Raw genomic sequence first — 20764 nt, forward strand, 5'->3', positions numbered from 1 at the left:
CGACGGCCTGGAACCGTGCGGACGGATGCGCCGGACCGGCTCCGGCCGGCCACGACGTACGGGAAATCACCGGCGGGGCAGCCGAGTTCGCCGCTACGAAGGGCCGGGATCGATCGTCAAGCTACCCGGACGACCGACGGCGACGCAAGGACCGTGATCGGCACCGGGAACACCCCGCCGACCGGCCGCCCGTTGTTCGACCCGCTCCCTCCGACGCTGATCAACACCGGTGGGAGGCCCCGCGCCCCGGACCGGCGCTCACCACCGCCAGGCCCGGCGGATCCGGCTCCCGCCCGCCAGGGCCAGCAGCGCCCCGCCCGCCGCGGCGACCCCGGCCACCGCCAGGTTCTGGCGCTGCGCCCGGCGCCGGTCGGCGACGGCCGCCCGGGACGAGGCCGCCAGGAACGCCCGCTCGACCCCGGCCGCGGCCAGCTCGCCGGCCGCCACCCGCCGCACCAGCTCCTCCAGCCGGACGCCCCGGTAGAGCAGTTCCGGGTCCTGGTCGGCGGCGGCCCAGCCCCGCGCGGCCGCGGTGAGCCGGCACTGCTCCCCCAGCGCCTCCCGGCCCTCCGCCAGCCAGTCCCGCAGCCGGGGCCAGGCCTGCGGCAGCGCCTGGTGGGACAGTTCGACGGTGTCCCGGTCGACCACCACGAGCCGGGCCCGGACCAGCCGCTCCATCACCTCGGGCACGCCGGGATCGTCGAACTCGGCCCGCCGGGCCGGCTTGCGGGTGCCCTCGTCGCCGCCCGGCACCAGTTCACCGCCGGGCAGCGGCCCGCCGCCCGGCGCCAGCCCGTCGCCCAGGGCCGCCGGAACGCCGGCGGCGTCCTCGCCGGCCCCGAGCAGCTCCCCGCCGAGCCGCAGGAACACCGCCCGCGCCCGCGCCTGGTCGGGCGCGTCCAGCCCGTTGTAGAGCGCCTCCGCCGTCCGGGCCAGCGCGCCCTCGAACCCTCCGGTGGCCTGGAACCCGGCCAGGGTGAGCGCGTTGCCGCTGCGCCGCCGCCAGGTCTCCAGCAGGGCCGCGGACAGCAGCGGGAGCGCGCCCGGCTGCTGCGCGGCGGTCGAGATGAGGACGGCCAGCAGGGCACCCTCGACGGTGCAGCCGGACCGTAACGCCGGTTCGGTGATCGCCCGGCGCAGCTCGTCCGGCGCCGGACGCCCCACCGGCAGCACCCCGTGGCGGCCGGCCTCGGCCAGCCCCGGGTGCTCGGCGAGCAGCGGGCCGCACTGGTCGGAGCGGACCACCAGCACCACCCGGCACCGGGCCGGCGCCGCCACCGGCAGCCCGTCCGACGCCCCGTCAGGATCGCCCGCGGCGGTCGCCACCAGCGCGTCCAGGAAGCGCGCCCGCTCGGCGGCGTCCCGGCAGCGGGTGCGCAGCTGCTCGGCCTGGTCGACCACCAGGACCGGGTCCCCGGCCGTCGGTCCGGACCCGCCGCGCCTCGTCTCCCCGGCCCGCTGCCCGAGCCGGGCGAGCGCGAGCGCGTACGCCTCCATGGGTCGTTCACCGGGGGTCAGCAGCGCCACCGGGACACCGCCGTCGGCCGGGGGCCGGCCCGCTCCGCCCCCGGCCCCGGGTCTCCCGGTGGTGGCGCCGGTGACGGCACCGGTGGCGGCGGGCGCGCCGAGCCGGGCCAGCAGACCGGCTCTGACCAGCGAGGACTTGCCCGCCCCGGACGGCCCGGAGACGATCACCAGCCGCCGTTCAGCGACCAGGGCGACCAGCCGGTCCAGCAGCGCCTCGCGGCCGAAGAACCGCTCGGCGTCGGCCGCCTCGAACGCGGCCGCGCCCGGGTAGGGGGCCCGTCCGACGTCCTGGGCGCGCCGCCGGGCGCACTGTTCGGCGGCCAGTTCGGCGGCGAGCAGCTGCCAGCGGTGCCGCCACTCCCGCACGTCCCCGCCGCAGGCCTGCACGTAGGCGAGGGTGACGGCGAGGCTGGGCAGCCGCCGCCCTCCCGCGGCCACCGACAGGCTGGCCGCCGAGCAGTGCGCCCGCAGGGCGAGTTGACGGTACGGCGGACGTCCGGCGCGCTCCCGCAGGGCCCGCAGATCGCCCGCGAAGCGCAGCAGCGGCCCGTCCCCGGGGTCCAGTGGACTTTCCCGACGCGGCACGACGGCCCCCCTTCTCCGTTGAAGCGGTGTCCTGAAACCTTGAGTGCCCACGCGCCACACGCGCCGCGTGCGCCCCGTGTCCATCCCCCCGTTGATTCATCATGCACAGGACCGTTGGCGTCAAACAATGGTGCGTACGGGTCGGTTGTTCCGAGTTGATGTTCAATGTCCAGCCGTACGGCGCCGAACAAAGCCGGTGGGATAGAACCGGAACCCGCAGCCCTCGCTGACTTCGGAGACATCCATGAGGTTCACGCGGTACTGCCGTTCCCTCCTGTCCACACCCGCGATGGCGGTGGAGCGGTACACCAAGAGCCACCAGTCCGGGGCCGACATCGCCATGGTCGATCTGGAGGATTCGGTCCCACCCACCCGGAAGGAGGAGGCCCGCCGGCTCGCCGAGGAGTTCTTCGCCCTCCCGTCCACCAAGCTCGCGCGCAGCGCGGTGCGCATCAACACGCTGTCCGGGCCCGACGGTCTGCGCGACCTGATCGCCATCGCCCGGTACCGGGTCAAACCGGACCTGGTCCTGATCCCGATGACGGAGTCCCCCCGGGACATCGAGATCGCCGCCGGCGCGCTCGGCGCGGACTGCCCGGAGACGGAGTTCCTGGCCGTCGTGGAGACCCCGCTGGGCATCGAGAACGCGCCCGCCGTCGCGGCCGCCGGGCACCGGCTGCGCGGGCTGGTCTTCGGCTCGGCCGACTACGCCTTCGCGGTCGGCGCCCGGCTCTCCTGGGAGGCCCTGGCCCACGCCCGCGCCCGGGTGGTCAACAGCGCCCGCGCCGCGGGGGTGGAGGCGATGGACGCGCCGTTCTTCGAGGTCACCGACCTCGACGGGCTGCGCCGGGAGGCCGGGCTCGCCCGGGACTTCGGGTTCAGCGGCAAGATCGCCGTCCATCCGCGCCAACTCGAGCTGATCAACGCGACGTTCAGCCCCGACGAGGAGCTGCTGGCGCGCGCCCGCCGGGTGGTCGCGGCGGGCCTGGAGAACGGCCGCTCGGTCACCGTGGTGGACGGCGTGATGGTCGGCATGCCGTTCTTCGAGGCCTCGCAGCGCCTGATCGAGCAGTTCGACCCGCCCCGGCCCGGCGGACCGCACGACCCGCAGCACCACGCGCCCACCGACACCCCGAACCACACGACGGAGAAGTGACGATGACCGAAGAATCCATCCTCGGCCCGCGCCGGTACCGCAACGCCGAGGCCATGCTGGCGAGCGCCGACCCGGTCTGGCAGGCGGCCGCCGCCAACGGCCTGATCGGCGTCACGGTGGACTCGGAGTCCAACAACCGGCTGATGGTCCGCGAGACCGGCCACGAGTTCGCCAACATGGTCTCCTGCTCGTACCTCGGCCTGAACAACCACCCCGCGGTCCTGGCCGGCGCGGTGGACGCGCTGACCGAGGCCCGCGGCACCTCGCTGGTCCTCTCCACCACCAGGATCCGGCACAACCTGCTGGTGCGGCTGGAGGAGGAGCTCGGCGAGCTGTTCGGCGCGAACATCCTGCCGGGGGCGTCCTGTACCACGCTCACCGCCGGCATCCTGCCGCTGATCGCCTCCGGCCACCTGGACGGCACCTGCCAGGGCGGCGGCGGCCCCCGGGTGATGGTCTTCGACCGCTTCTGCCACTTCTGCATGGCGTACATGAAGCCGATCTGCGCGGACGAGTCGCTGGTGCTGACCTGCCCGCACAACGACCTGAACTACCTGGAGGACATCTGCCGCAAGTACCCGCGGGTCGCCTACGTCGCCGACGGCGCCTACTCGATGGGCGGCACCGCGGCCCTCGACGGGCTGCTCGAACTCCAGGACCGCTACGGGCTGTTCCTCTACATCGACGACTCCCACTCGCTGTCCATCGCGGGCGAGCGCGGCGAGGGCTACGTCCGCTCCCGGCTGGAGATGAACCCGCTGACGGTGATCACCGCCAGCCTCGGCAAGGCCTTCGGCACCAGCGGCGGCGTCGCGATGCTCGGCAACCGGGAGCAGTTCGAGTTCCTGCACCGGCACGCCGGCCCGATCGGCTGGTCGCAGAACATCCCGCTGCCGATGGTCGGCGCCTCGCTGGCCAGCGCCGCCATCCACCGCTCCCCCGAACTGGCCGAGCTCCAGGGCGCGCTGGCCCGCAACATCGAGCTCTTCGACGAGCTGCTGCCGACCACCTTCGCGGGCAACGGCCTGCCGGTGCGCCGGGTCGACGTCGGGGAGGCCGAGCGGGCGGTCAAGCTGTCCGCCCAGCTCTTCGAGCGCGGCTTCTACAGCTCCGCGGTGTTCTTCCCGATCGTGCCCAAGGGCGAGGCCGGACTGCGGCTGATGCTGCGCGCCGACATGGACGAGCGGCTGATCCGCGAGTTCGCCGGCCACGTCAAGGAACTCACCGCCGACCTCTAGGACCCGGGAGCAACCGCCATGGAAGGAACCGAACCCGCCGGCTACCGGCGGATCGGCGAGCGCCGCTACCGCGAGGTGGTCGGGCGCTACTACGAGGAGTTCGAGGTCGGCGAGGTGGTCGAGCACCGCCCCGGGCGGACCGTCACCGAGCTCGACAACGTGCTGATGAGCATGCTGAGCATGAACGACGCCCCGCTGCACATCGACGCCGCCTACAGCGCCCACACCCCCTGGGGGAAGCCGATCGTCTCCAGCCTGGTGACGCTCAGCATCGTCGGCGGGATGACCGCCCGCTCGACGAGCGGGCGCACCATCGCCAACCTGGGCTGGGAGAACATCCGGATGACCCACCCGGTGTTCACCGGCGACACCCTCTACGCGGAGACCGAGACCCTCGCCAAGCGGCTCTCCAAGAGCCGCGACGGGCAGGGCATCGTGAGCTGCCGCACCACCGGGACGAAGTCCACCGGCGAGCCCGTGGTGGTGTTCGATCGCAGCTTCCTCGTCCCGCTGCGCGGCCACGGCCTGGACGAGGTCGCCGGGTACTGACGGCGTGCCCCGTCGTGGCGCGGCACCGGGCCCGGCGGCTGACCGTCGGGCCCGGTGCCTCCGGACGTCCGGTCCGGATCGGGTGCGGAGCTGCCGGCGGGCGCCGTCAGCGGCCCGGCGTCAGCCGGTAGGGGTCCGGGGCGGAGCCCATGTCCGGCTCCGGCTCGTACGCCCCGTCCTGCGGGTGGCGGCGGGCCGCGGCGCGCCCCGGGCGGACCGGCCACCAGATGCCGCGGCCGAACAGCGCGGCCAGCGCGGGCACCAGCACCACCGACAGCAGGAAGGCGGACAGCAGGATGCCGAGCGCCAGCGCGAAGCCGACCTGACGGCTCGCCGGGGTGGCGGCGAGGGTGGCGAAGGAGCCCGCCAGCACCAGGCCCGCCGTCGCGATGGCCGGGGCGGTGTGCCGCACCGCCCGGGCCACGGCCGCGCGGGCCGGCCCCGGCTGCTCCATCTCCTCCCGGATCCGGTCGCTGATCAGGATGTTGTAGTCGGTGCCGAGCGCGACGACGAACAGGAAGAGCACCAGCGGGAGCGTGAAGTTGACGCCCGGCTTGTCCAGGCCGTGCTGGAAGAGCAGCGCCGAGGCGCCGAGCGTGGCCGCGAAGCAGAGGCCGACGGAGACCATCAGCACCACCGGTGCCAGCAGGCTGCGCAGCAGCATCAGCAGGATCAGCGCGATCAGCGCGGCCGCGACCGGGAAGACGAGCCGCAGGTCGTGGTCGACGGCCTTCGAGATGTCGGCGAAGACCGCCGGGGTGCCTCCGACGTGGGCCGTCGTCCCGGCGGGCGTGTGCGCGGCGACGGCGGCCCGCAGCGGCCCCGAGACCACGTCACGGGCCTGCTGGGACTGCGGGTCCGCGGTCAGGTAGAGGTCGATCCGGGCGGCCCGCCGGTCGTCGGCGAGGGCGGTCCCCGCCACCTGCCCCACGCCCGCGACCTGTCCGAGCGCGCGGGACAGGCCGTCGAACCGGTCCGCGCCGAGCGTGCCGCCGTCCTTGGCGGTGAGGTAGACGGTGGTCGGGTCCGACACACCGGCCGGCAGCGCGCGGGAGATCTCGGCCGCGGTGGCGGCGGCGGCGGTGCGCGGGCCTTCGGCGCCCTGGCCGTAGTCCATCCGGATCCCGACCGTCCCGAGGGCCAGCGCGCCCAGTGCGGCGACGGAGGCCACCGCCAGGGCCAGCGGCCGGCGCGCCACCAAACCGCCCAGCCGGGCCGACACGCCCTCGCGCGGCCGGCTCTGGAGCGCACGGGAGGGCCAGAACATCCCGCGTCCGCAGGCCGCCAGCAGGGCGGGCATCAGCGTCAGGCTGCCCAGCAGCATGACCAGGACCGAGACGGCGATGGCCGGGCCGAGCACCCGGAACTGCCCGAAGCTCGCCACCCCGAGCGTCGCGAAGGCGGCCACGATGGTCAGCGCCGCCGAGGTGATCGCCGTGCCCACCCGCCCCGAGACCTCCGCGGCCACGACCCGGACGGGCGTCCCGGGCCGCGCCCGCAGCTGCTCGCGGAAGCGGAACAGCAGGAACAGCAGGTAGTCGATCCCGATGCCGATCAGGACCACCTGGATCAGCGACGGGGTGCTCGGGTCGATCCTGATCCCGGTGAGCATCGCGGCGCCGACCACCGCGCCCAGTGCCACGCCACCGATCAGGGCGACCGCGAGCAGCGGCAGCAGGGCCGCCAGCACGCTGCGGAACACCAGCACGTTGAGCAGCACGATCAGCCCCATGGTGAGGGCTCCCATGACCTTCGCCATGGTCTTCCCGTCGTCCTTGGTGTCCACCGTGCCGGCCAGGCCGCCGGTGAAACCGGTGCGCAGCCCCGCGTCGTCGAACTGGGCCCGCGCCGAGTCCCGGAAGGCCCGGAAGAGGTCCTGCATCCCCGGCTCCTCGGGGTTGCCGACCAGCCCGACGGAGAGCAGCTCGAAGCTCTTGTCCGGTGCCACCATCGCCGGGGAGACCGCGGGGGTCTGCGAGTGGTCCCGCGCCAGGAAGGACGGCCCGTCCTCCTCCTTGGGCTTCGGCATGGTGACCCGCTGCCGGCCCAGCTTCTCGGCCAGGGTGCCGATCCGCTGGTGGTCCGCGGCGCTGAGCGGGCCGCCGTCCGAGCGGGCGACCAGCACGGTCACCGTGTCGGCGTCGGGCTTCACGCCGAACCTGTCCTCGGCGATCTTCAGCGCGGCGGCCGAGTCGTAGCTCGCGGGCAGGAAGTCGCCGACCCGGGTCTGCGTGACGCGGAAGATCAGCGCCCCGCTCAGGGCGGTCAGCGCGACACCCAGCACCGTCCAGAGGGCGATGACCTTCCATGGGTTTCTCGTCGAGAATCCGGTCAGGGCGCGGATCAAAGTGTTCTCCTGCGTATCGACTTGCGGGTGGACTCGGCACCGGGTTCCCGGCCGGTCTCCAGACCATCACGCGGCACCCCCCGGATTCGTCCGGGCACAGGATGAACGGAAGCGGGGCCCCAGGGTCCGGCAGCCGTCCGGGACCAGGACCGTGGTCCCGGTCCCGGACCCGCCTCAGGGGCCCCGTCGCGGCCGGTCGGCCGGTGCCAGAATGGGTCGATCACCACAGCCCGGCCGCGCCGCACCGGTCCGGCGGGCCACGAGCAGGGAGACGCACAGATGCGCCGGCGCCGACACCCCGAGCAGCCGATCTCCGGCGGGCCGCCGGCCTCCGACAGGCTGCCGGGCGCCGACAGGCCGAAGGGCGGCGACGCGGTGCCGTGGACGCGTGACGACGCGCTGGTCGCCGTCGCCGCGGCCGCCCTGGACCTGGTCGGCTACTCGCTCGGCAGCGTGAGTGGCGACGGTGGGCCCGGAGGCGGCGGTGCCACGGCGCTCGGCGTCGTCCTCATCGTGCTGCCGGCCCTGCCGCTGCTCTTCCGGCGCAGCCACCCGGTGTCGGCGCTCGCGGCCGTACTGGCCCTGGGCGCGGCGGAGAACCTCTCCGCACCGCCGTCGACCCACTTCGGCTTCGCCCTCTCGGTGGCCCTGTACTCGGTGGCCAGGGTCCGCACCGCCCCGGTGACGGCGCTGATGTCCGGCGCGACGGCGGTGGTGACGCTGCTGAACCAGAGCCACGGGCGGCTCCCCACGGGGGCGAACGTCCTCTCCGCCGTTCTCGCGGTCGCGGTCGTGGTCGGCACGGCCGTCGTGGTCAACCGCTGGCAGCAGCAGGTAGCGGCCCATCGCAGGCTGCTCGCCGACCGCGCGGTGGCCGAGGAACGACGCCGCATCGCACGGGAGTTGCACGACATCGTGGCCCACCACATCACCACCATGCAGCTGATGGCCGGCGGCGCCCGGGCCAACCTCGGGGGCGACACCGAGGTGGTCCGCGACGCCCTGGTGACCCTCGAGTCCTCCGGGCGGATGGCCCTGCGCGAGATGCGCCAGCTCCTCGACGTCCTGCGGGCCGACGAGGATCCGGAGACCGTGCCGAGCCCGCCCCAGCCCGGCGCCGACGACCTCGACCGCATCGTCGACGAGTCCCGGCTGGCCGGCCTGCCGACCGAGTTCGAGGTCAGCGGCCGCCCGCGACCGCTGCCCCCGACGGTGGGCCTGACCGTCTTCCGGATCGTCCAGGAGTCCCTCACCAACACCCGCAAGCACGCCGGCCCGGCCAGTGCCCACGTCCGGCTGACATACCGTCCGGACCGGGTCACCGTCGAGGTGCGCGACGACGGCGCGGGCACCGGGACGGGCCCGGCCGGGGCCGCGGGCGGAGCCACCGCCGGGGCGGCGGCCCGAACCGGGCACGGCCTGATCGGCATGCGCGAACGCGTCACCCTGCACGGCGGCACCCTGGAGACCGGCGGGCTCGCCACCGGCGGCTACCGGGTGGCCGCCAGCCTGCCGCTGGCCCCGGGCGAGGCGGAGGAGGCGCTCCGCTGATCCCGGCCCTCACTCCTCGCGGTGGACGTCCACCAGCACCTTGCCGATGGTCTCCCGCGCGGCCATCGCCCGGTGCGCCCCGGCCACCCCGGACAGCGGGACGGTCCGGTCGATCCGCGCCACCACCCGCTTCTCGGCGGCGAGCCGGAACAGGTGGTCGGCGACGCCCTCGAACAGCGCCCGGTCCGTCAGCACGTGCTTGAGCCAGAAGCCCTGGGCGCCCGCCGAGCGCTCGGTCAGCTCGCCCATCGTGAAGGCGTCCTCCACCCCGCCCCGCGCCCCGACCGACACCAGCCGCCCGAAGGGCGCCAGTCCGGCCAGCCCGGCGCGCAGCACCGGGCCGCCGACCGAGTCGAGGAACAGGTCCAGCCCGCCCGACTCCGCGAGCCGCCCGGCCAGGTCGGGGTCGGCCGGGTCGAGCACGGTGTCGGCGCCCAGCGAGAGCAGGTACTCCCGCTTCTCCGGGGTGGAGGACAGGGCGACCACCCGGCTCGCGCCCAGCTCCCTGGCCAGCTGCACCGCCAGGTGCCCGACCCCGCCGGCGGCCGCGCTCACCCCGACGGCGTCGCCCGGCCGCAGCCGCCCTGCCAGGGTCAGCGCGCCGTAGGCCGTCGCCCCCTGCTCCAGCAGCCCCAGCACCTGCTCGTCGTCCACGCCGTCCGGCACCTCCACCGTGTGCGCCGCCTCGGGCGCGGCCACGTGGGCGTACCCGCCGCCGGTGCGCAGCAGCGCGACGACCCTCCGGCCGTCCTCCCGGCGCCGCCCGACCACGTCGACGCCGAGCACCGCCGGCAGCGGGAACCTGAGGTACTCGCCGGTGCGGCACTCCAGGTCGGCGTAGTTGAGGCCGGCCAGGGTGACGTCGACCAGCACCCGGCCCGGGCCGGCCTCCGGTTCCGGCACCGTCTCGACGCTCAGCTCCTCCGGGCCGCCGTAGCGGTGGATCAGCGCGGCGCGCATCATTCCGTTCTCCTCCAGGTCGGGACTCATCCGGCGAACAGCGCGAGCAGGGCGCCCTCCAGGGCGCGGGCGGCCTCCGGGCCCTCGGCGACCGCGCAGTACATCACCGAGCCGTCGGCGGGCCCGAAGTCGGAGCTGAACAGCACACCGGTGCCGCGCTCCCGGTCGAAGGCCAGCCCGGCCGCGCCGATCGCCGCCACCGCCTCGGCGAAGGACGGCACCTTGAGGCCGGCCAGCTCCAGGAGGTGGCGCGAGCCGCGGTGCTCGGGGCGCAGCAGGCGGCCGGCGTAGGCGTGGTGCAGGTGGCTGGAGCCGGTGAGCCGCGCGTTGGTCTCGTGGAAGTAGATCTCGCCCTCGGGGGTCAGCACGGCGTCCGCGCTGACCGTGCCCCGGTAGCCGATCACCCGCAGCGCCTCGCACAGCCGGGCGGCCTCGCGGACGAGTTCGTCCCGCGCTCCGGCGTCCGGGGTGACCGGCGGGGTGATCTCCCCGACCACCACCGGCCGCATGACCATCTCGCCGCAGCCGGAGAGCACGGCGCCCGTGTCCCCGATGACGAACTCGGCGTACAGCGGCGCCGAGTCGGCGAAGTACCGCTCCACCACGACCCGCTGGCCGCGTCCGCCGGTCAGCCAGGTCCACCGCTCGGCCACGTACGCGGCCACCGCCGCCCGGTCCGGCAACGGCACCACCCGCTCGGCGCCGACCGGCTCCACCTTCTCGTCCCGGGCGAGGATCTCGTTGCCGAGGCCGCCCGCCTGGTACTCGACCTTCACCATCACGCTGTGCCCCCGCGCCAGCAGGTCCTCGATCGCGGCCTCGACCTCCGCGGGCGAGCCGGCCACCCGCCCGGGCGGGATCGGCACCCCGGCGCCGGCGGCCAGCGCCCGGAACCCCGCCTTGCTGTTGACCAGGGCATTGCCGCCCTGCGCGGCGAAGGGCCGGCCGGGCATGGCGTGCCCGATCCCGAGCGCGTCCGCCAGCTCGGCGACCGCGCCGTTCGGCGAGACGGCCAGCACCTCGTCGACGGCGCGCCCGTCCAGCGCGCGGCGCAGCTCGGCGCGGAAGCCCGGGTCGGCCAGCCGGTCGGCGGTGAGCACCTGGTCGCCGTGGGCGCCGGGCGGCGGCACCACGAAGGCCAGGCTGTCGGCCCGTACGCCGGTCAGCCCGGTGACGTACGCCAGGTACTCCGGGTCGGGCCCCCAGGGCAGCACCAGGACGTCCCCGTCCTCGGCCCACCAGAGCATCCGCTGCGCCCCGCACCCGGCGAACCGCAGCTCCGCCGGCGGCGTCCCGGCGAGGTCCCCGACCATCTCCTCGGTGCGGTTGTTCGCGATGCAGAGCGTCGTCATCTGGTGAACCCTTCCGGCCTTCGCCGCTGTTGCGGCCCTGGTCCCACGTGCGGCACGGGTGTGGCGTGCGCTACCGGTGTAGCGCACCGGGGTTGTTCTGGTTCGGCCCTCGGTCATTGAACAAAACGCCGAACAACCGGCGGCCCTCCGACCCGTGCCGGTCGCCCCCCGGAGCGGGCACCGCCCCAGCAGGGCGCACCGGCCCCAGGAGTACCGTGGGTGTGCTGTTCGACCGTCCCGGTCCGTCCGACCCGACCGGCCCGGCTCCATCCGCAGAGAGGGTACGAACTCCCATGACCACCACCGTCGCCGCCTACGCCGTGCCGGCCCCCAAGGCCCCGCTGGAACGTACGACCATCGAGCGCCGCGCGGTCGGCGAGCACGACGTGCTGATCGACATCGCCTTCGCCGGCATCTGCCACTCCGACATCCACCAGGCCCACGAGGGCTGGGGCCGGGCGGTCTTCCCCATGGTGCCCGGGCACGAGATCGCGGGCGTCGTCGCCGAGGTCGGCCCCGGCGTCACCGGCTTCGCGGTCGGCGACCGGGTCGGCGTCGGCTGCATGGTCGACTCCTGCCGCACCTGCGACAACTGCCGGGCCGGCCTGGAGCAGTACTGCGACGAGGGCCCGGTGTGGACGTACAACGCCGTCGGCAAGGACGGCCGGCCCACGTACGGCGGCTACGCCAAGACCGTGGTCGTCGACGAGAACTACGTGGTCCGCGTCCCCGAGGCGCTGCCGCTGGACAAGGCCGCGCCGCTGCTGTGCGCGGGCATCACCACCTACTCCCCGCTGCGGCACTGGAACGCGGGCCCCGGGAAGCGGGTCGCCGTGGTGGGCCTCGGCGGGCTCGGCCACATGGGCGTGCAGATAGCCCACGCGCTCGGCGCCGAGGTCACCGTGCTGTCCCAGTCGCTGCGCAAGAAGGACGACGGCCTGCGGCTGGGCGCCGACCACTACTTCGCCACCAGCGACCCGGCGACCTTCCAGAGCCTCGCGGGCACCTTCGACCTCATCCTCAACACCGTCTCCGCCCCGATCGACTTCGCCGCCTACTTCTCCCTGCTGCGCACCGACGGGGCGATGGTCAACGTCGGCCTCCCGGAGGAGCCGCTGGAGGTCGACATCCGGGCGCTGGGCGGCCGGCGCCGCAGCATGAGCTCCTCGGGCATCGGCGGCATCGCCGAGACCCAGGAGATGCTGGACTTCTGCGCCGAACACGGTGTGGCGGCCGAGATCGAGCTGATCGGCGCCGAGAGGATCAACGAGGCGTACGAGCGGGTCCTCTCCAGCGACGTCCGCTACCGCTTCGTCATCGACACCGCCACCATCTGACGACCGGCCGGGCCGGTCCGGACCCTTCGGAGGAGCCGTGCGACCGATCCTGGCCACCGGGGCCGCCGGCCGCGTCGTCCGGCGGCACGCCGACCGCTTCACCGGCTGACGACGGCCTCCCGCGGCCCGGACCGCGGGAGGCCGTCGTCAGCTCAGCCGGGGATCAACGCCCCTGGAGGCGCTTGACGTTGTCGCCGAAGCTCCAGCCCTTCGAGCCGTCCCAGTTGATCGACCACGTCATCAGACCCTTCAGCGAACCGCTGAAGGCGTTCCACGCCTGGCCGACCGACCCCGGGTCCATGTAGCCGCCGCCCGCGCCGGGCTGGGCCGGCAGGCCGGGCACCTGCTTGTCGTACGGCACCCTGATGGTGGTGCCCTGGATGGTCAGGCCGTTGTTCAGGCAGGTGGTCTGCGCGGTGAAGCCCTGCACGGTGCCGGCCTGGTAGGAGTCGCCGGAGCAGCCGTACATGCTGCCGTTGTAGTACTGCATGTTCAGCCACCACAGCTGCCCGTTGTCGGCGTACTTCTTGACGATCGGCAGGTAGGCGCCCCAGATCGACCCGTAGTTGACGCTGCCGCCGGTGACGTACGCGGTCTCGGGGGCCATCGTCAGGCCGAAGCCCGCGGGCATCTGGGCCAGCACGCCGTCGATGATGCGGATCAGGTTGGCCTGGGAGGCGGACAGCGTGTTGATGTTGCCGCTGCCGGACAGGCCGGTCTCGATGTCGATGTCGATGCCGTCGAAGTTGTACTTCTTGAGGATCGGGACGACGGTCGCCACGAACTTGTCGGCCACCGTGCTGGAGCTCAGGTCGATGCCCGCGGCGGCGCCGCCGATCGACATCAGGATCGTCGCCCCGGCCGCCTTGGCCTGGCACATCTCGGCGGGGGTGGAGACCTTGACGTTGCTGTCCATGCCGTCCTGCCACAGCACGGTGCCGTCCGAGAGGATCACCGGGAAGGCGGCGTTGATGACGTTGTAGCCGTGCGCGGCCATCCGGCTGTCCGTGATGGGGACCCAGCCCATGCCGGGGTGGACGCCGTTCAGGGCGCCGTCCCAGTTCTCCCAGTACCCCTGGAGGACCTTGCCCGACGGCTTGGGCTTCGTGGGGCAGGTGTCGCTCGGCGGCGTCGTGGTGGGCGGCGTCGTCGTCGGAGGCGTGGTGGTGGGCGGGGTGCTGGTGGGCGGTGTCGTCGTCGGCGGCGTGCTGGTCGGCGGCGCGGTGGTCGGGGTGGGGCTGGGGCTGCTGCCGCCGGGGCCGGTGAGCACCACGTCGTCCGCGTAGAACGCGGGCTGCCCGTACCAGCCGTGCAGGAAGACGGTCACCGAGGTGGTGTTCGCCCCGGTGGTGAAGCCGACGCTGAGCTGGCTGTACGAGGGGCTGCTCGCCGTCCAGGTGGAGGCGTTGGTGACGCCGGTGCCGGTGGCGCCCAGGTAGACGTAGCTGCCCTGGACGTAGGCGCTCAGCGTGTACTGGGAGTTGGGCTGCACGCTGACGGTCTGGGTGCACTGGGCGGTGTCCTGGCCGGTCGGCGTGGCCTGGAGCGCGGAGGCACCGGAGTGGACCGGGCTGCCGACGGCCGCGCCGGAGCCGCCGGAACAGGTCCAGCCGGAGAGCCCGTCCTCGAACCCGGGGTTGGCCACCAGGTTGGGGGTGGCGGCGCCGGCCGTGACGGTGCCCGCCACGGCGATGCCGGCGCCGATCACGGCGGCGGCGCTCACCCCGGCGAGGGAACGCGTCAGGACGCTCGACCCGTGCCGGGCGCGGCCGGTGCGGGGGGCCTGCGACGCGCGTTCCACGGGCGCCTGCTGCGGGCGTGGACGACTCGGCCTTCGACGGAACATGTGGTGCTCCCTTCCCGCCGAGCGCCATGGACATGACCGACGCGTGGGGGCGCGACGCCCGGCTTGGGTGAGGTGGGGGACATGTGGGGCTGTGCCGGTCCGGATCGTAGGAGGGGCAGCGGGGCCCGTCAATAGGTCTGGACCATTTAAGGTCTGGACCAATCCCCCGGGGAGCGCCGAACCCCCGTACGGTCGGCGCTCCGGGTCGCGGTGGACCTGACGCCGGCCGACGGGGGTCGGCAGGGTGGATCAGACGGCCGGCCCGGCGGTCATCAGCGCCGTGATCTCCTCGGCCAGCTCCGGGCCGAGCTCGCCCCAGCCCTCCTTGTAGCCGTACACGCCGGCCAGGGTGCGGGCCTCGTAGTCGCCGTTCAGGATCTCGATGTCGTCGGCGGTGATGAGCGCCGGGTGGGCGACGCCGACGGCCGACGAGACCTTCAGCAGCTCCTTGCGCAGGGTGCGCAGGTAGGCGGCGGCCCGGTCGGCCTTCGACGTCGGGTCCAGGCCGCGGGCGAGCCACGCGTTCTGGGTCGCGATGCCGGTGGGGCACTTGTCGGTGTGGCACTTCTGCGCCTGGATGCAGCCGATCGACAGCATCGCCTCCCGGGCCACGTTGATCATGTCGGCGCCCAGGGCGAAGGCGACCGCGGCATTCTCGGGCAGGCCGAGCTTGCCGGAGCCGATGAAGGTCAGGTCGTCGGTCAGCCCCAGCTCGGCGAAGGTGCCGTAGACCCGGGAGAAGCCCATCCGGAACGGCAGCGACACCGAGTCGGCGAACATCCGCGGCGCCGCGCCGGTGCCGCCCTCGCCGCCGTCGACCGTCACGAAGTCGACCCCGCGGTCGCCGCGGGCCATCAGCGTGGCGAGCTCCTGCCAGAAGCCCGCCTCCCCCACCGCGCTCTTGACCCCGACCGGCAGGCCGGTCTCGGTGGCGATCAGCTCGACGAAGTCCAGCATCGAGTCGACGTCGCCGAACGCGGTGTGCCGCGACGGGGAGGCGCAGTCCTGGCCGACCGGGATGCCGCGGATCCCGGCGATCTCCGGGGTCACCTTCGCGCCCGGCAGCATGCCGCCCAGTCCCGGCTTGGCGCCCTGGGAGAGCTTGATCTCTATCGCCTTGACCGGGGCCCCGGCGACGACCTCCTTGAGCTTGTCGAGGTTGAAGGCGCCGTTCTCGTCGCGGCAGCCGAAGTACGCCGTCCCGAGCTGGAGGACGAGGTCACCGCCGTTGCGGTGGTACGGCGAGAGGCCGCCCTCGCCGGTGTTGTGCATCGTGCCCGCCAGCGCCGCCCCCTTGTTGAGCGCCGTGACGGCCGCGCCGGAGAGCGAGCCGAAGCTCATCGCAGAGATGTTCACCACGCTGGCCGGCCGGAAGGCCTTGGCGCGGCCGCGCGGCCCGCCCAGCACCTTGGCCGAGGGCAGCGGTGCCTGCGGGTCGTGGGCGTCGGGGAGAGCACCGGCGAAGGTGCGCTGCTTCAGGTAGGCGTGCCCCTGGACGTGCTCGACGTCGACCTCGGTGCCGAAGCCGAAGTAGTTGTTCTCCTCCTTCGCCGACGCGTAGATCCAGGTGCGCTGGTCACGGCTGAAGGGGCGCTCCTCCTCGTTGGAGGTCACGATGTACTGCCGCAGCTCCGGCCCGATCGTCTCCAGGAGGTACCGGGCGTGGCCGACGACCGGGAAGTTCCGGAGGAGCGCGTGCCTCTTCTGGACGAGGTCGCGGGCCGCCAGGACTGCCACCGCTGTCGCGGCGACCGCGCCGATCTTCCGGGCTTGCATGAACGTTCCTCCTAGATGCACGACTCCAGCGTCTGCGGTGGAGTCGTGGTGCCGTGTGGGTGTCGGACGGCGAGCCCCCGGCCGCAGCGGCCGAGCGGGCGGCACCGTCCGTCGGAGAATCCGACACGATGGTAAAAGGCCACCCGATCGGGCAAACGGCCAGGGGGTACGGCTGCCGCTCCGGCGGCGGGCCCACCGCCGGAGGCCGAGCGCCGCGGCGGAGCGAAGAACTCCGCCGCGAACGCCCCCGACTGCTCACCCGGACCTGCCGGTTCAGCCGGAGTCACACCGCCGGACACCCGCCGCGGCGGACGTCACCCCGGACCCCGCGCGGCACCCGGCAGGCGGTCTCAGTAGAACCAGACCGAGAGCCGGGCCGTGGTCGGGGCCACGTCGCAGAAGTAGCTGACCGCCTCCCCCCGGGCCACATAGGCCCGGCCGGCGGCGTCGCACGCGGCGCCGCTCGGGTACATGCCGATGTAGGTGTATCCGGTCGTCCTCGTCGTGGACGCCTGGGCGGCGGGAGCGGCCGCCAGGCCACCCGCAACCGTCAGCAGTCCGGCCAGGGCCATGGTGGAAACCGCTGTGCGCAATGCCATCTCGGTGGATCCTCCCTCGGGCGAGAACGCCGGAGTCCGCTTCCCGGCGCTCGGCGGCGAGCCTTCCGGAATCCCGGATTCGGGGCAATGGTAGAGACCAATGTGGCAGAAAACAGCCCACCCGCCTGACCCGAACCCGCCTCGTGAACGGCATCCGACCGGCCGTCCGGGCTTGCGCGGCGGCCGATAGGCACACACGGTGAGTACACGATCAGTCACGCGCGTGGCGCGGGGCGGCGGTGCTCATGGCCCCCCGTCACCGGAAGCCGACCGGAGCACCGGATCCCCCCGCGCACCCGCCCCGATCACCACCCTCGCACCGGTCGGACGGCCAAGCCCCGACCATTCGCTCTCCCCTGGAGGCTCGATGAACACCGTTCCGTCCCGATTCCCGCTGCCCCGCCGCCTGGCCGGGGCCATGGCGCTGGCCTGTGGACTCCTGCTGGTCCCGGCCGGTATGCCGGCCCACGCCCAGGGCGTGGTGGACGTGCAGTGCGAAGGCACGTTCACCAGCGAGTTCACGCCCGCGCTGACCAACCAGCCGCAGGACATCAGCGTCACGTCCCAGAACTCCTACGCGACGTGCGAGACGGGCCTTCCCGGGACGAGCGCGACCACGGCCGACGAGCCGGGCGAGACCTGCGTCAACCTGATCCACACGCTCAACCCCTTCGACGAGACCGTCACCTGGAGCGACCGGAGCACCAGCACCGTGCACTGGACCTCTGTGGAGGACACCGGCACCGCCGCGACCTACACGGGCACCGTCAGCACGGGCCGGTACACGGGCGACACCGCCGTGAAGGTCGTGGACGCCGCCGACCTCACCGGAACCAACCCGGAGCTGTGCCCGGTCGGCGGCGGCACCATCACCGGGGCCAGCGGCCCCACCACCCTCACCCTGACCGCCCTGTGACGACGGCGCCCCGGCCCCGATTCCTCGACACCACCGTCCCGCCCGGCGCGACCGTCACCGGCGATCCCGGTGCGCGGGCCGTCCGGAGTCACCAGCTGAGGACGAGGTAGCCCCCTCCGCCGCGTTGGCCTGCCTGCCCGGCGGCACCCGGCTCCCCGGAAGCCCCCGGGGCGGCGTCCTGCCCTCCGGGGGTGTCGCCGTTGCCTCCGCCCCCTCCCCGGCCACCCGCACCGCCGGTGCCGCCCGCACCACCGGCGCTCAGCCCGGGCGGCAGGGGAACACCGCCGGTGACGGCCGCGGACCCCTGGCCGCCGGCACCGCCCCCACCTCCGGCGCCACCGCTCTCTCCCTTGCCGCCGCGCCCGATGAAGCCCGGCCCCCCAGTGACACCAGGCTGTCCCGCCGCGCCGGCCGACCCCGGGGCCCCCGCTCCGGGGGCGACCGTCTGGACGCCGCTCCCCTTGCAGCGCGTTACGGACTTCACGGGGGCCCCTCCGGCGCCCGACCCGCCGGGCCCCGCCGTGCCACCCAGCCCTCCGCCACCGCCCGAGCCTCCCAGCCCGGCGGGCTTACCGCCGCGCCCGGAACCTCCCCCCGTACCGCCGTGTGCCTCACCGGCCGCCGCGGCGGTGCCCCCCGGGGTGCCGTACGCGGCAAGGACACTGGGAGAGAAGAGGGAATCTCCCGGCCCTTGGAGGATCGTCGCCATGGCCCCGAGCGCACTGGAAGCGGTCACCCTGCCGCCCGACGCGCCCGCCCCGCCCGCATCACCGCTTCCCAGGAGTCCGCCGGCCGAGCCGCCCGGCCCGCCCGCCCCGCCCGCCCCGGGAGAACCGACCGCCCGCGACGGCCCCATCCCGATGCTCAGAACAGAACCCGGACGGACGGTGAGCGTGCACTGAACGTAGGAACCCGCGGTTCCCCCTCCGCCGCCGCCCCCACCGGCACCTCCGGCACCTCCTCCGCCCCCACCGCCGCCGGCCCGGTCGTTCGTGGCGAGGGACAGACCCCCTCCGCCCCCTCCCCCTCCGCCACCGGCACCGCCGCCGGCGGCCCCGCCCGCCCCGCCCGGACCCCACGCGTAGGCCGTGACCTGGGTGACGCCCGCGGGCACGGTGAACCTTCCGGAGCGCGTGAAGCTCTGCTGGCCCGAGGCCGCGACCGCCTCCGGCGCCGGCAGGCCCAGCGAAACCCCGGCGAGCGTCAACGCGCTGGTGACCGCCACCGAGCGCCAGCCCGCGATCCGGCGCGACCGGCCGGCCGACGCCCCGCACACCGCTCGCCCGCCCCGCCCGCCCTGCACCGCCATGAGCCACTCCCCTCTCCCGCGACGACATCGCGGACACGCACGGGAGTTGACGCACCCGGCATCGCCGTCACCCGCGGTATGCCCTACTCCGTTCGGCCGCAGAGGAGTGTTCGATCGACTTCACACGAACGAGGGAGCCATGCTCGTGAAGGTGCCGGCCTCGGCGTCGCCGACGGCCCGGAGCAGGCTGCCGCAAATCGCGGGAGGGGCCGTCCCCGAGCGGGACAGCCCCTCCGCGGGCACGGTCGTCAGCGGGCTCCTACCGGCCGGCCAGCGGGGCCAGGGTGCCCGGGTAGAGGTACTGCTGCGGGGGGATCGTCGTGCCGTGGGCCCAGGCGTCGAAGAAGCCCTTGAGGTCCTTGCCGGAGACCTTCGCGGCGAGGGCCTCGAACTGGGGGAAGGAGGCATTGCCGTAGGCGTGGTCGGCGGTCCAGCGCTTGAGGGTGCCGAAGAACGCGTCGTCCCCGACGGTGCGCCGCAGGGCGTGCATCATCAGCGAGCCCTTGAAGTAGAGGGCCGGGGCGAGTTCCTTGCCCTGGCCGGGGTCGTACAGCTTGGTGGACCAGAACTCCGGCTTGTTCCGGTTCTCCTGGACGGTGGGGGCGTAGAAGCCGGTGTCGAGGTCGCTGCCCTGGTGTTCGTCCCACAGCTGGTTGGCGTACTGGGCGACGCATTCGGCGATGCAGCCGTCGCGCCAGTCGGTGAACGAGACGCTGTCGCCGAACCACTGGTGGGAGATCTCGTGGACCGCCGCGGCGTCCCAGAAGTAGTTGGTGTAGGTGGGCCGGCTCTGGGTCTCCAGGTCCGGCGCGCCGGTACCCGACTCCTTGGTCCAGCTGCGGACGATGGCGCCCGCGGAGGAGAACGGGTACGGGCCGAACCTGGAGGCCAGGAAGGCGATGATCTCCGGCTGCTGGGCCTCCGTCGCCTTGGCCACGTCGTCGATCGGCACGTCCGGGCCGTAGGCGGTGATGACCGGCGTCCCGTCGGGCAGTTCCGAGCGGTGGACGGTGAACCTGTCGATGGCGACGGTGCTGAGGTACGTCGCCATCGGCTTGTCCTCGCGCCAGCGGAAGGTCGTCGAGCCGTCCTTGCCGGTGGTCGGGCCGGGCCGGCCGTTGCCGATGGCCGTCCAGCCGTCGGGGACGGTCGCGGTGAGCGAGAAGGTGGCCTTGTCGGACGGGTGGTCGTTGGACGGGAACCAGGAGGTCGCGCCGTGCGGCTCGCCCATCGCGTTGACGCCGCCGGACACCAGCTGGTGCCAGCCCTCGGGGTCGGGCTTGCCCGCGTACACGACCCGTACGGCGAAGGTGGCGCCGGCGGCCACCCGGCGGGCGGGCTCGATGTCCAGCTTGTGCTCGCCGGAACGGGAGAACGACTTGGCCGGGGCGCCGTTCACGGCGACCGAGGCGACCTGGAAGCCCTTCAGGTCCAGGGAGAGGCGGTCGAGGGGGCGCAGGGCCCGGGCGGTGACGGTGGTGTCGCCGTCCAACCGGTCGGGGTGCGCCGGGTCGTAGGCGATCCGGACGTCGTAGTTCGCCACGTCGTAGCCGGTGTTGCCGTCCTCGGGGAAGTACGGGTCCCCGATGCCGGCCGCTCCCGCGGGGGCGGCGGTCAGGGCGACGCCGAGGGCGGTGGCGGCCACGACCAGGGTGGCGGCCTTGCGGCGGTGGTGGCTCAGTGGTGCGCGCATCTGTGGCTCCTGGAGACGACGGG

The 20764-nt window shown here is 74.0% G+C and carries 14 protein-coding genes; 6 read left to right on the plus strand and 8 right to left on the minus strand.

Features of this window, described 5'->3' with window-relative positions:
- Nucleotides 1-258: 258 nt before the first annotated feature.
- A complete protein-coding gene (locus ACFVU7_RS15635; protein WP_388045414.1) occupies nt 259-2112 on the minus strand; it encodes an ATP-binding protein in 1854 nt (617 codons plus the stop codon).
- Between the two features lie 244 nt (nt 2113-2356).
- On the opposite strand from ACFVU7_RS15635, the gene ACFVU7_RS15640 reads away from it, so the two are divergent.
- Genes ACFVU7_RS15640 through ACFVU7_RS15650 form a run of 3 tightly spaced genes read left to right on the plus strand, consistent with a single transcriptional unit; the run spans nt 2357 to nt 5055 of the window.
- Nucleotides 2357-3268, plus strand: a complete 912-nt coding sequence (locus ACFVU7_RS15640; protein WP_117486016.1) for a CoA ester lyase — start codon at nt 2357-2359, stop codon at nt 3266-3268.
- Nucleotides 3269-3270: 2 nt separating this feature from the next.
- Complete coding sequence (locus tag ACFVU7_RS15645) at nt 3271-4506, plus strand: aminotransferase class I/II-fold pyridoxal phosphate-dependent enzyme (RefSeq protein WP_388045415.1); 1236 nt, start codon at nt 3271-3273, stop codon at nt 4504-4506.
- An 18-nt stretch (nt 4507-4524) separates the two neighbouring features.
- The gene (locus tag ACFVU7_RS15650; RefSeq protein WP_049655810.1) at nt 4525-5055 is read left to right on the plus strand and encodes a MaoC family dehydratase; all 531 of its coding nucleotides are present in this window, start codon (nt 4525-4527) and stop codon (nt 5053-5055) included.
- A 106-nt stretch (nt 5056-5161) separates the two neighbouring features.
- On the opposite strand, the gene ACFVU7_RS15655 is transcribed toward ACFVU7_RS15650, so the two are convergent.
- The gene (locus tag ACFVU7_RS15655; protein WP_388045416.1) at nt 5162-7402 is read right to left on the minus strand and encodes an MMPL family transporter; all 2241 of its coding nucleotides are present in this window, start codon (nt 7400-7402) and stop codon (nt 5162-5164) included.
- Nucleotides 7403-7681: 279 nt separating this feature from the next.
- Between ACFVU7_RS15655 and ACFVU7_RS15660 the strand changes: the two genes are divergently transcribed.
- Nucleotides 7682-8953, plus strand: a complete 1272-nt coding sequence (locus ACFVU7_RS15660; protein WP_380745333.1) for a sensor histidine kinase — start codon at nt 7682-7684, stop codon at nt 8951-8953.
- A 9-nt stretch (nt 8954-8962) separates the two neighbouring features.
- On the opposite strand, the gene ACFVU7_RS15665 is transcribed toward ACFVU7_RS15660, so the two are convergent.
- Both ACFVU7_RS15665 and ACFVU7_RS15670 read right to left on the minus strand, forming a co-directional pair.
- Nucleotides 8963-9943 carry a zinc-binding alcohol dehydrogenase family protein gene (locus ACFVU7_RS15665; protein ID WP_388045417.1) on the minus strand — a complete coding sequence of 327 codons (981 nt, stop codon included), beginning with the start codon at nt 9941-9943 and terminating at the stop codon, nt 8963-8965.
- A complete protein-coding gene (locus ACFVU7_RS15670) occupies nt 9940-11265 on the minus strand; it encodes a peptide ligase PGM1-related protein (protein ID WP_117486021.1) in 1326 nt (441 codons plus the stop codon). Before ACFVU7_RS15670 ends, ACFVU7_RS15665 begins: the two co-directional genes overlap by 4 nt.
- A gap of 293 nt (nt 11266-11558) precedes the next feature.
- On the opposite strand from ACFVU7_RS15670, the gene ACFVU7_RS15675 reads away from it, so the two are divergent.
- Nucleotides 11559-12602, plus strand: a complete 1044-nt coding sequence (locus tag ACFVU7_RS15675; RefSeq protein WP_049651744.1) for an NAD(P)-dependent alcohol dehydrogenase — start codon at nt 11559-11561, stop codon at nt 12600-12602.
- A 163-nt stretch (nt 12603-12765) separates the two neighbouring features.
- Here ACFVU7_RS15675 and ACFVU7_RS15680 read toward each other — a convergent pair whose 3' ends face one another.
- From ACFVU7_RS15680 to ACFVU7_RS15690, 3 genes are all read right to left on the minus strand, one after another.
- Nucleotides 12766-14325 carry a carbohydrate binding domain-containing protein gene (locus ACFVU7_RS15680; protein WP_388045419.1) on the minus strand — a complete coding sequence of 520 codons (1560 nt, stop codon included), beginning with the start codon at nt 14323-14325 and terminating at the stop codon, nt 12766-12768.
- Between the two features lie 372 nt (nt 14326-14697).
- Entirely contained in the window at nt 14698-16224 is a 1527-nt protein-coding gene (locus tag ACFVU7_RS15685) for an FMN-binding glutamate synthase family protein (protein ID WP_388045421.1), read from the minus strand.
- A 350-nt stretch (nt 16225-16574) separates the two neighbouring features.
- On the minus strand, nt 16575-16823 hold the full coding sequence (locus ACFVU7_RS15690) for a hypothetical protein (protein ID WP_049651741.1): 249 nt from the start codon (nt 16821-16823) through the stop codon (nt 16575-16577).
- Between the two features lie 367 nt (nt 16824-17190).
- On the opposite strand from ACFVU7_RS15690, the gene ACFVU7_RS15695 reads away from it, so the two are divergent.
- Nucleotides 17191-17739, plus strand: coding sequence for a hypothetical protein (locus ACFVU7_RS15695; protein ID WP_388045422.1), 549 nt, complete (start codon nt 17191-17193; stop codon nt 17737-17739).
- A 1568-nt stretch (nt 17740-19307) separates the two neighbouring features.
- On the opposite strand, the gene ACFVU7_RS15700 is transcribed toward ACFVU7_RS15695, so the two are convergent.
- Nucleotides 19308-20741: a M1 family metallopeptidase gene (locus tag ACFVU7_RS15700; protein ID WP_388045424.1), complete on the minus strand. Its 1434-nt coding sequence runs from the start codon at nt 20739-20741 to the stop codon at nt 19308-19310.
- Nucleotides 20742-20764 lie beyond the last annotated feature (23 nt).

The sequence above is a fragment of the Kitasatospora sp. NPDC058046 genome, assembly GCF_042885595.1.
Taxonomy (GTDB): Bacteria; Actinomycetota; Actinomycetes; order Streptomycetales; family Streptomycetaceae; genus Kitasatospora.

What these genes read in the sequence shown, in the direction of transcription:
- ACFVU7_RS15640 (WP_117486016.1), top strand. Translation starts at nt 2,357, where the DNA reads ATGAGGTTCACGCGGTACTGCCGTTCCCTCCTGTCCACACCCGCGATG.
- ACFVU7_RS15645 (WP_388045415.1), top strand. Translation starts at nt 3,271, where the DNA reads ATGACCGAAGAATCCATCCTCGGCCCGCGCCGGTACCGCAACGCCGAG.
- ACFVU7_RS15650 (WP_049655810.1), top strand. Translation starts at nt 4,525, where the DNA reads ATGGAAGGAACCGAACCCGCCGGCTACCGGCGGATCGGCGAGCGCCGC.
- ACFVU7_RS15660 (WP_380745333.1), top strand. Translation starts at nt 7,682, where the DNA reads ATGCGCCGGCGCCGACACCCCGAGCAGCCGATCTCCGGCGGGCCGCCG.
- ACFVU7_RS15665 (WP_388045417.1), bottom strand. Translation starts at nt 9,943, where the DNA reads ATGAGTCCCGACCTGGAGGAGAACGGAATGATGCGCGCCGCGCTGATC.
- ACFVU7_RS15670 (WP_117486021.1), bottom strand. Translation starts at nt 11,265, where the DNA reads ATGACGACGCTCTGCATCGCGAACAACCGCACCGAGGAGATGGTCGGG.
- ACFVU7_RS15675 (WP_049651744.1), top strand. Translation starts at nt 11,559, where the DNA reads ATGACCACCACCGTCGCCGCCTACGCCGTGCCGGCCCCCAAGGCCCCG.
- ACFVU7_RS15685 (WP_388045421.1), bottom strand. Translation starts at nt 16,224, where the DNA reads ATGCAAGCCCGGAAGATCGGCGCGGTCGCCGCGACAGCGGTGGCAGTC.
- ACFVU7_RS15690 (WP_049651741.1), bottom strand. Translation starts at nt 16,823, where the DNA reads ATGGCATTGCGCACAGCGGTTTCCACCATGGCCCTGGCCGGACTGCTG.
- ACFVU7_RS15695 (WP_388045422.1), top strand. Translation starts at nt 17,191, where the DNA reads ATGAACACCGTTCCGTCCCGATTCCCGCTGCCCCGCCGCCTGGCCGGG.
- ACFVU7_RS15700 (WP_388045424.1), bottom strand. Translation starts at nt 20,741, where the DNA reads ATGCGCGCACCACTGAGCCACCACCGCCGCAAGGCCGCCACCCTGGTC.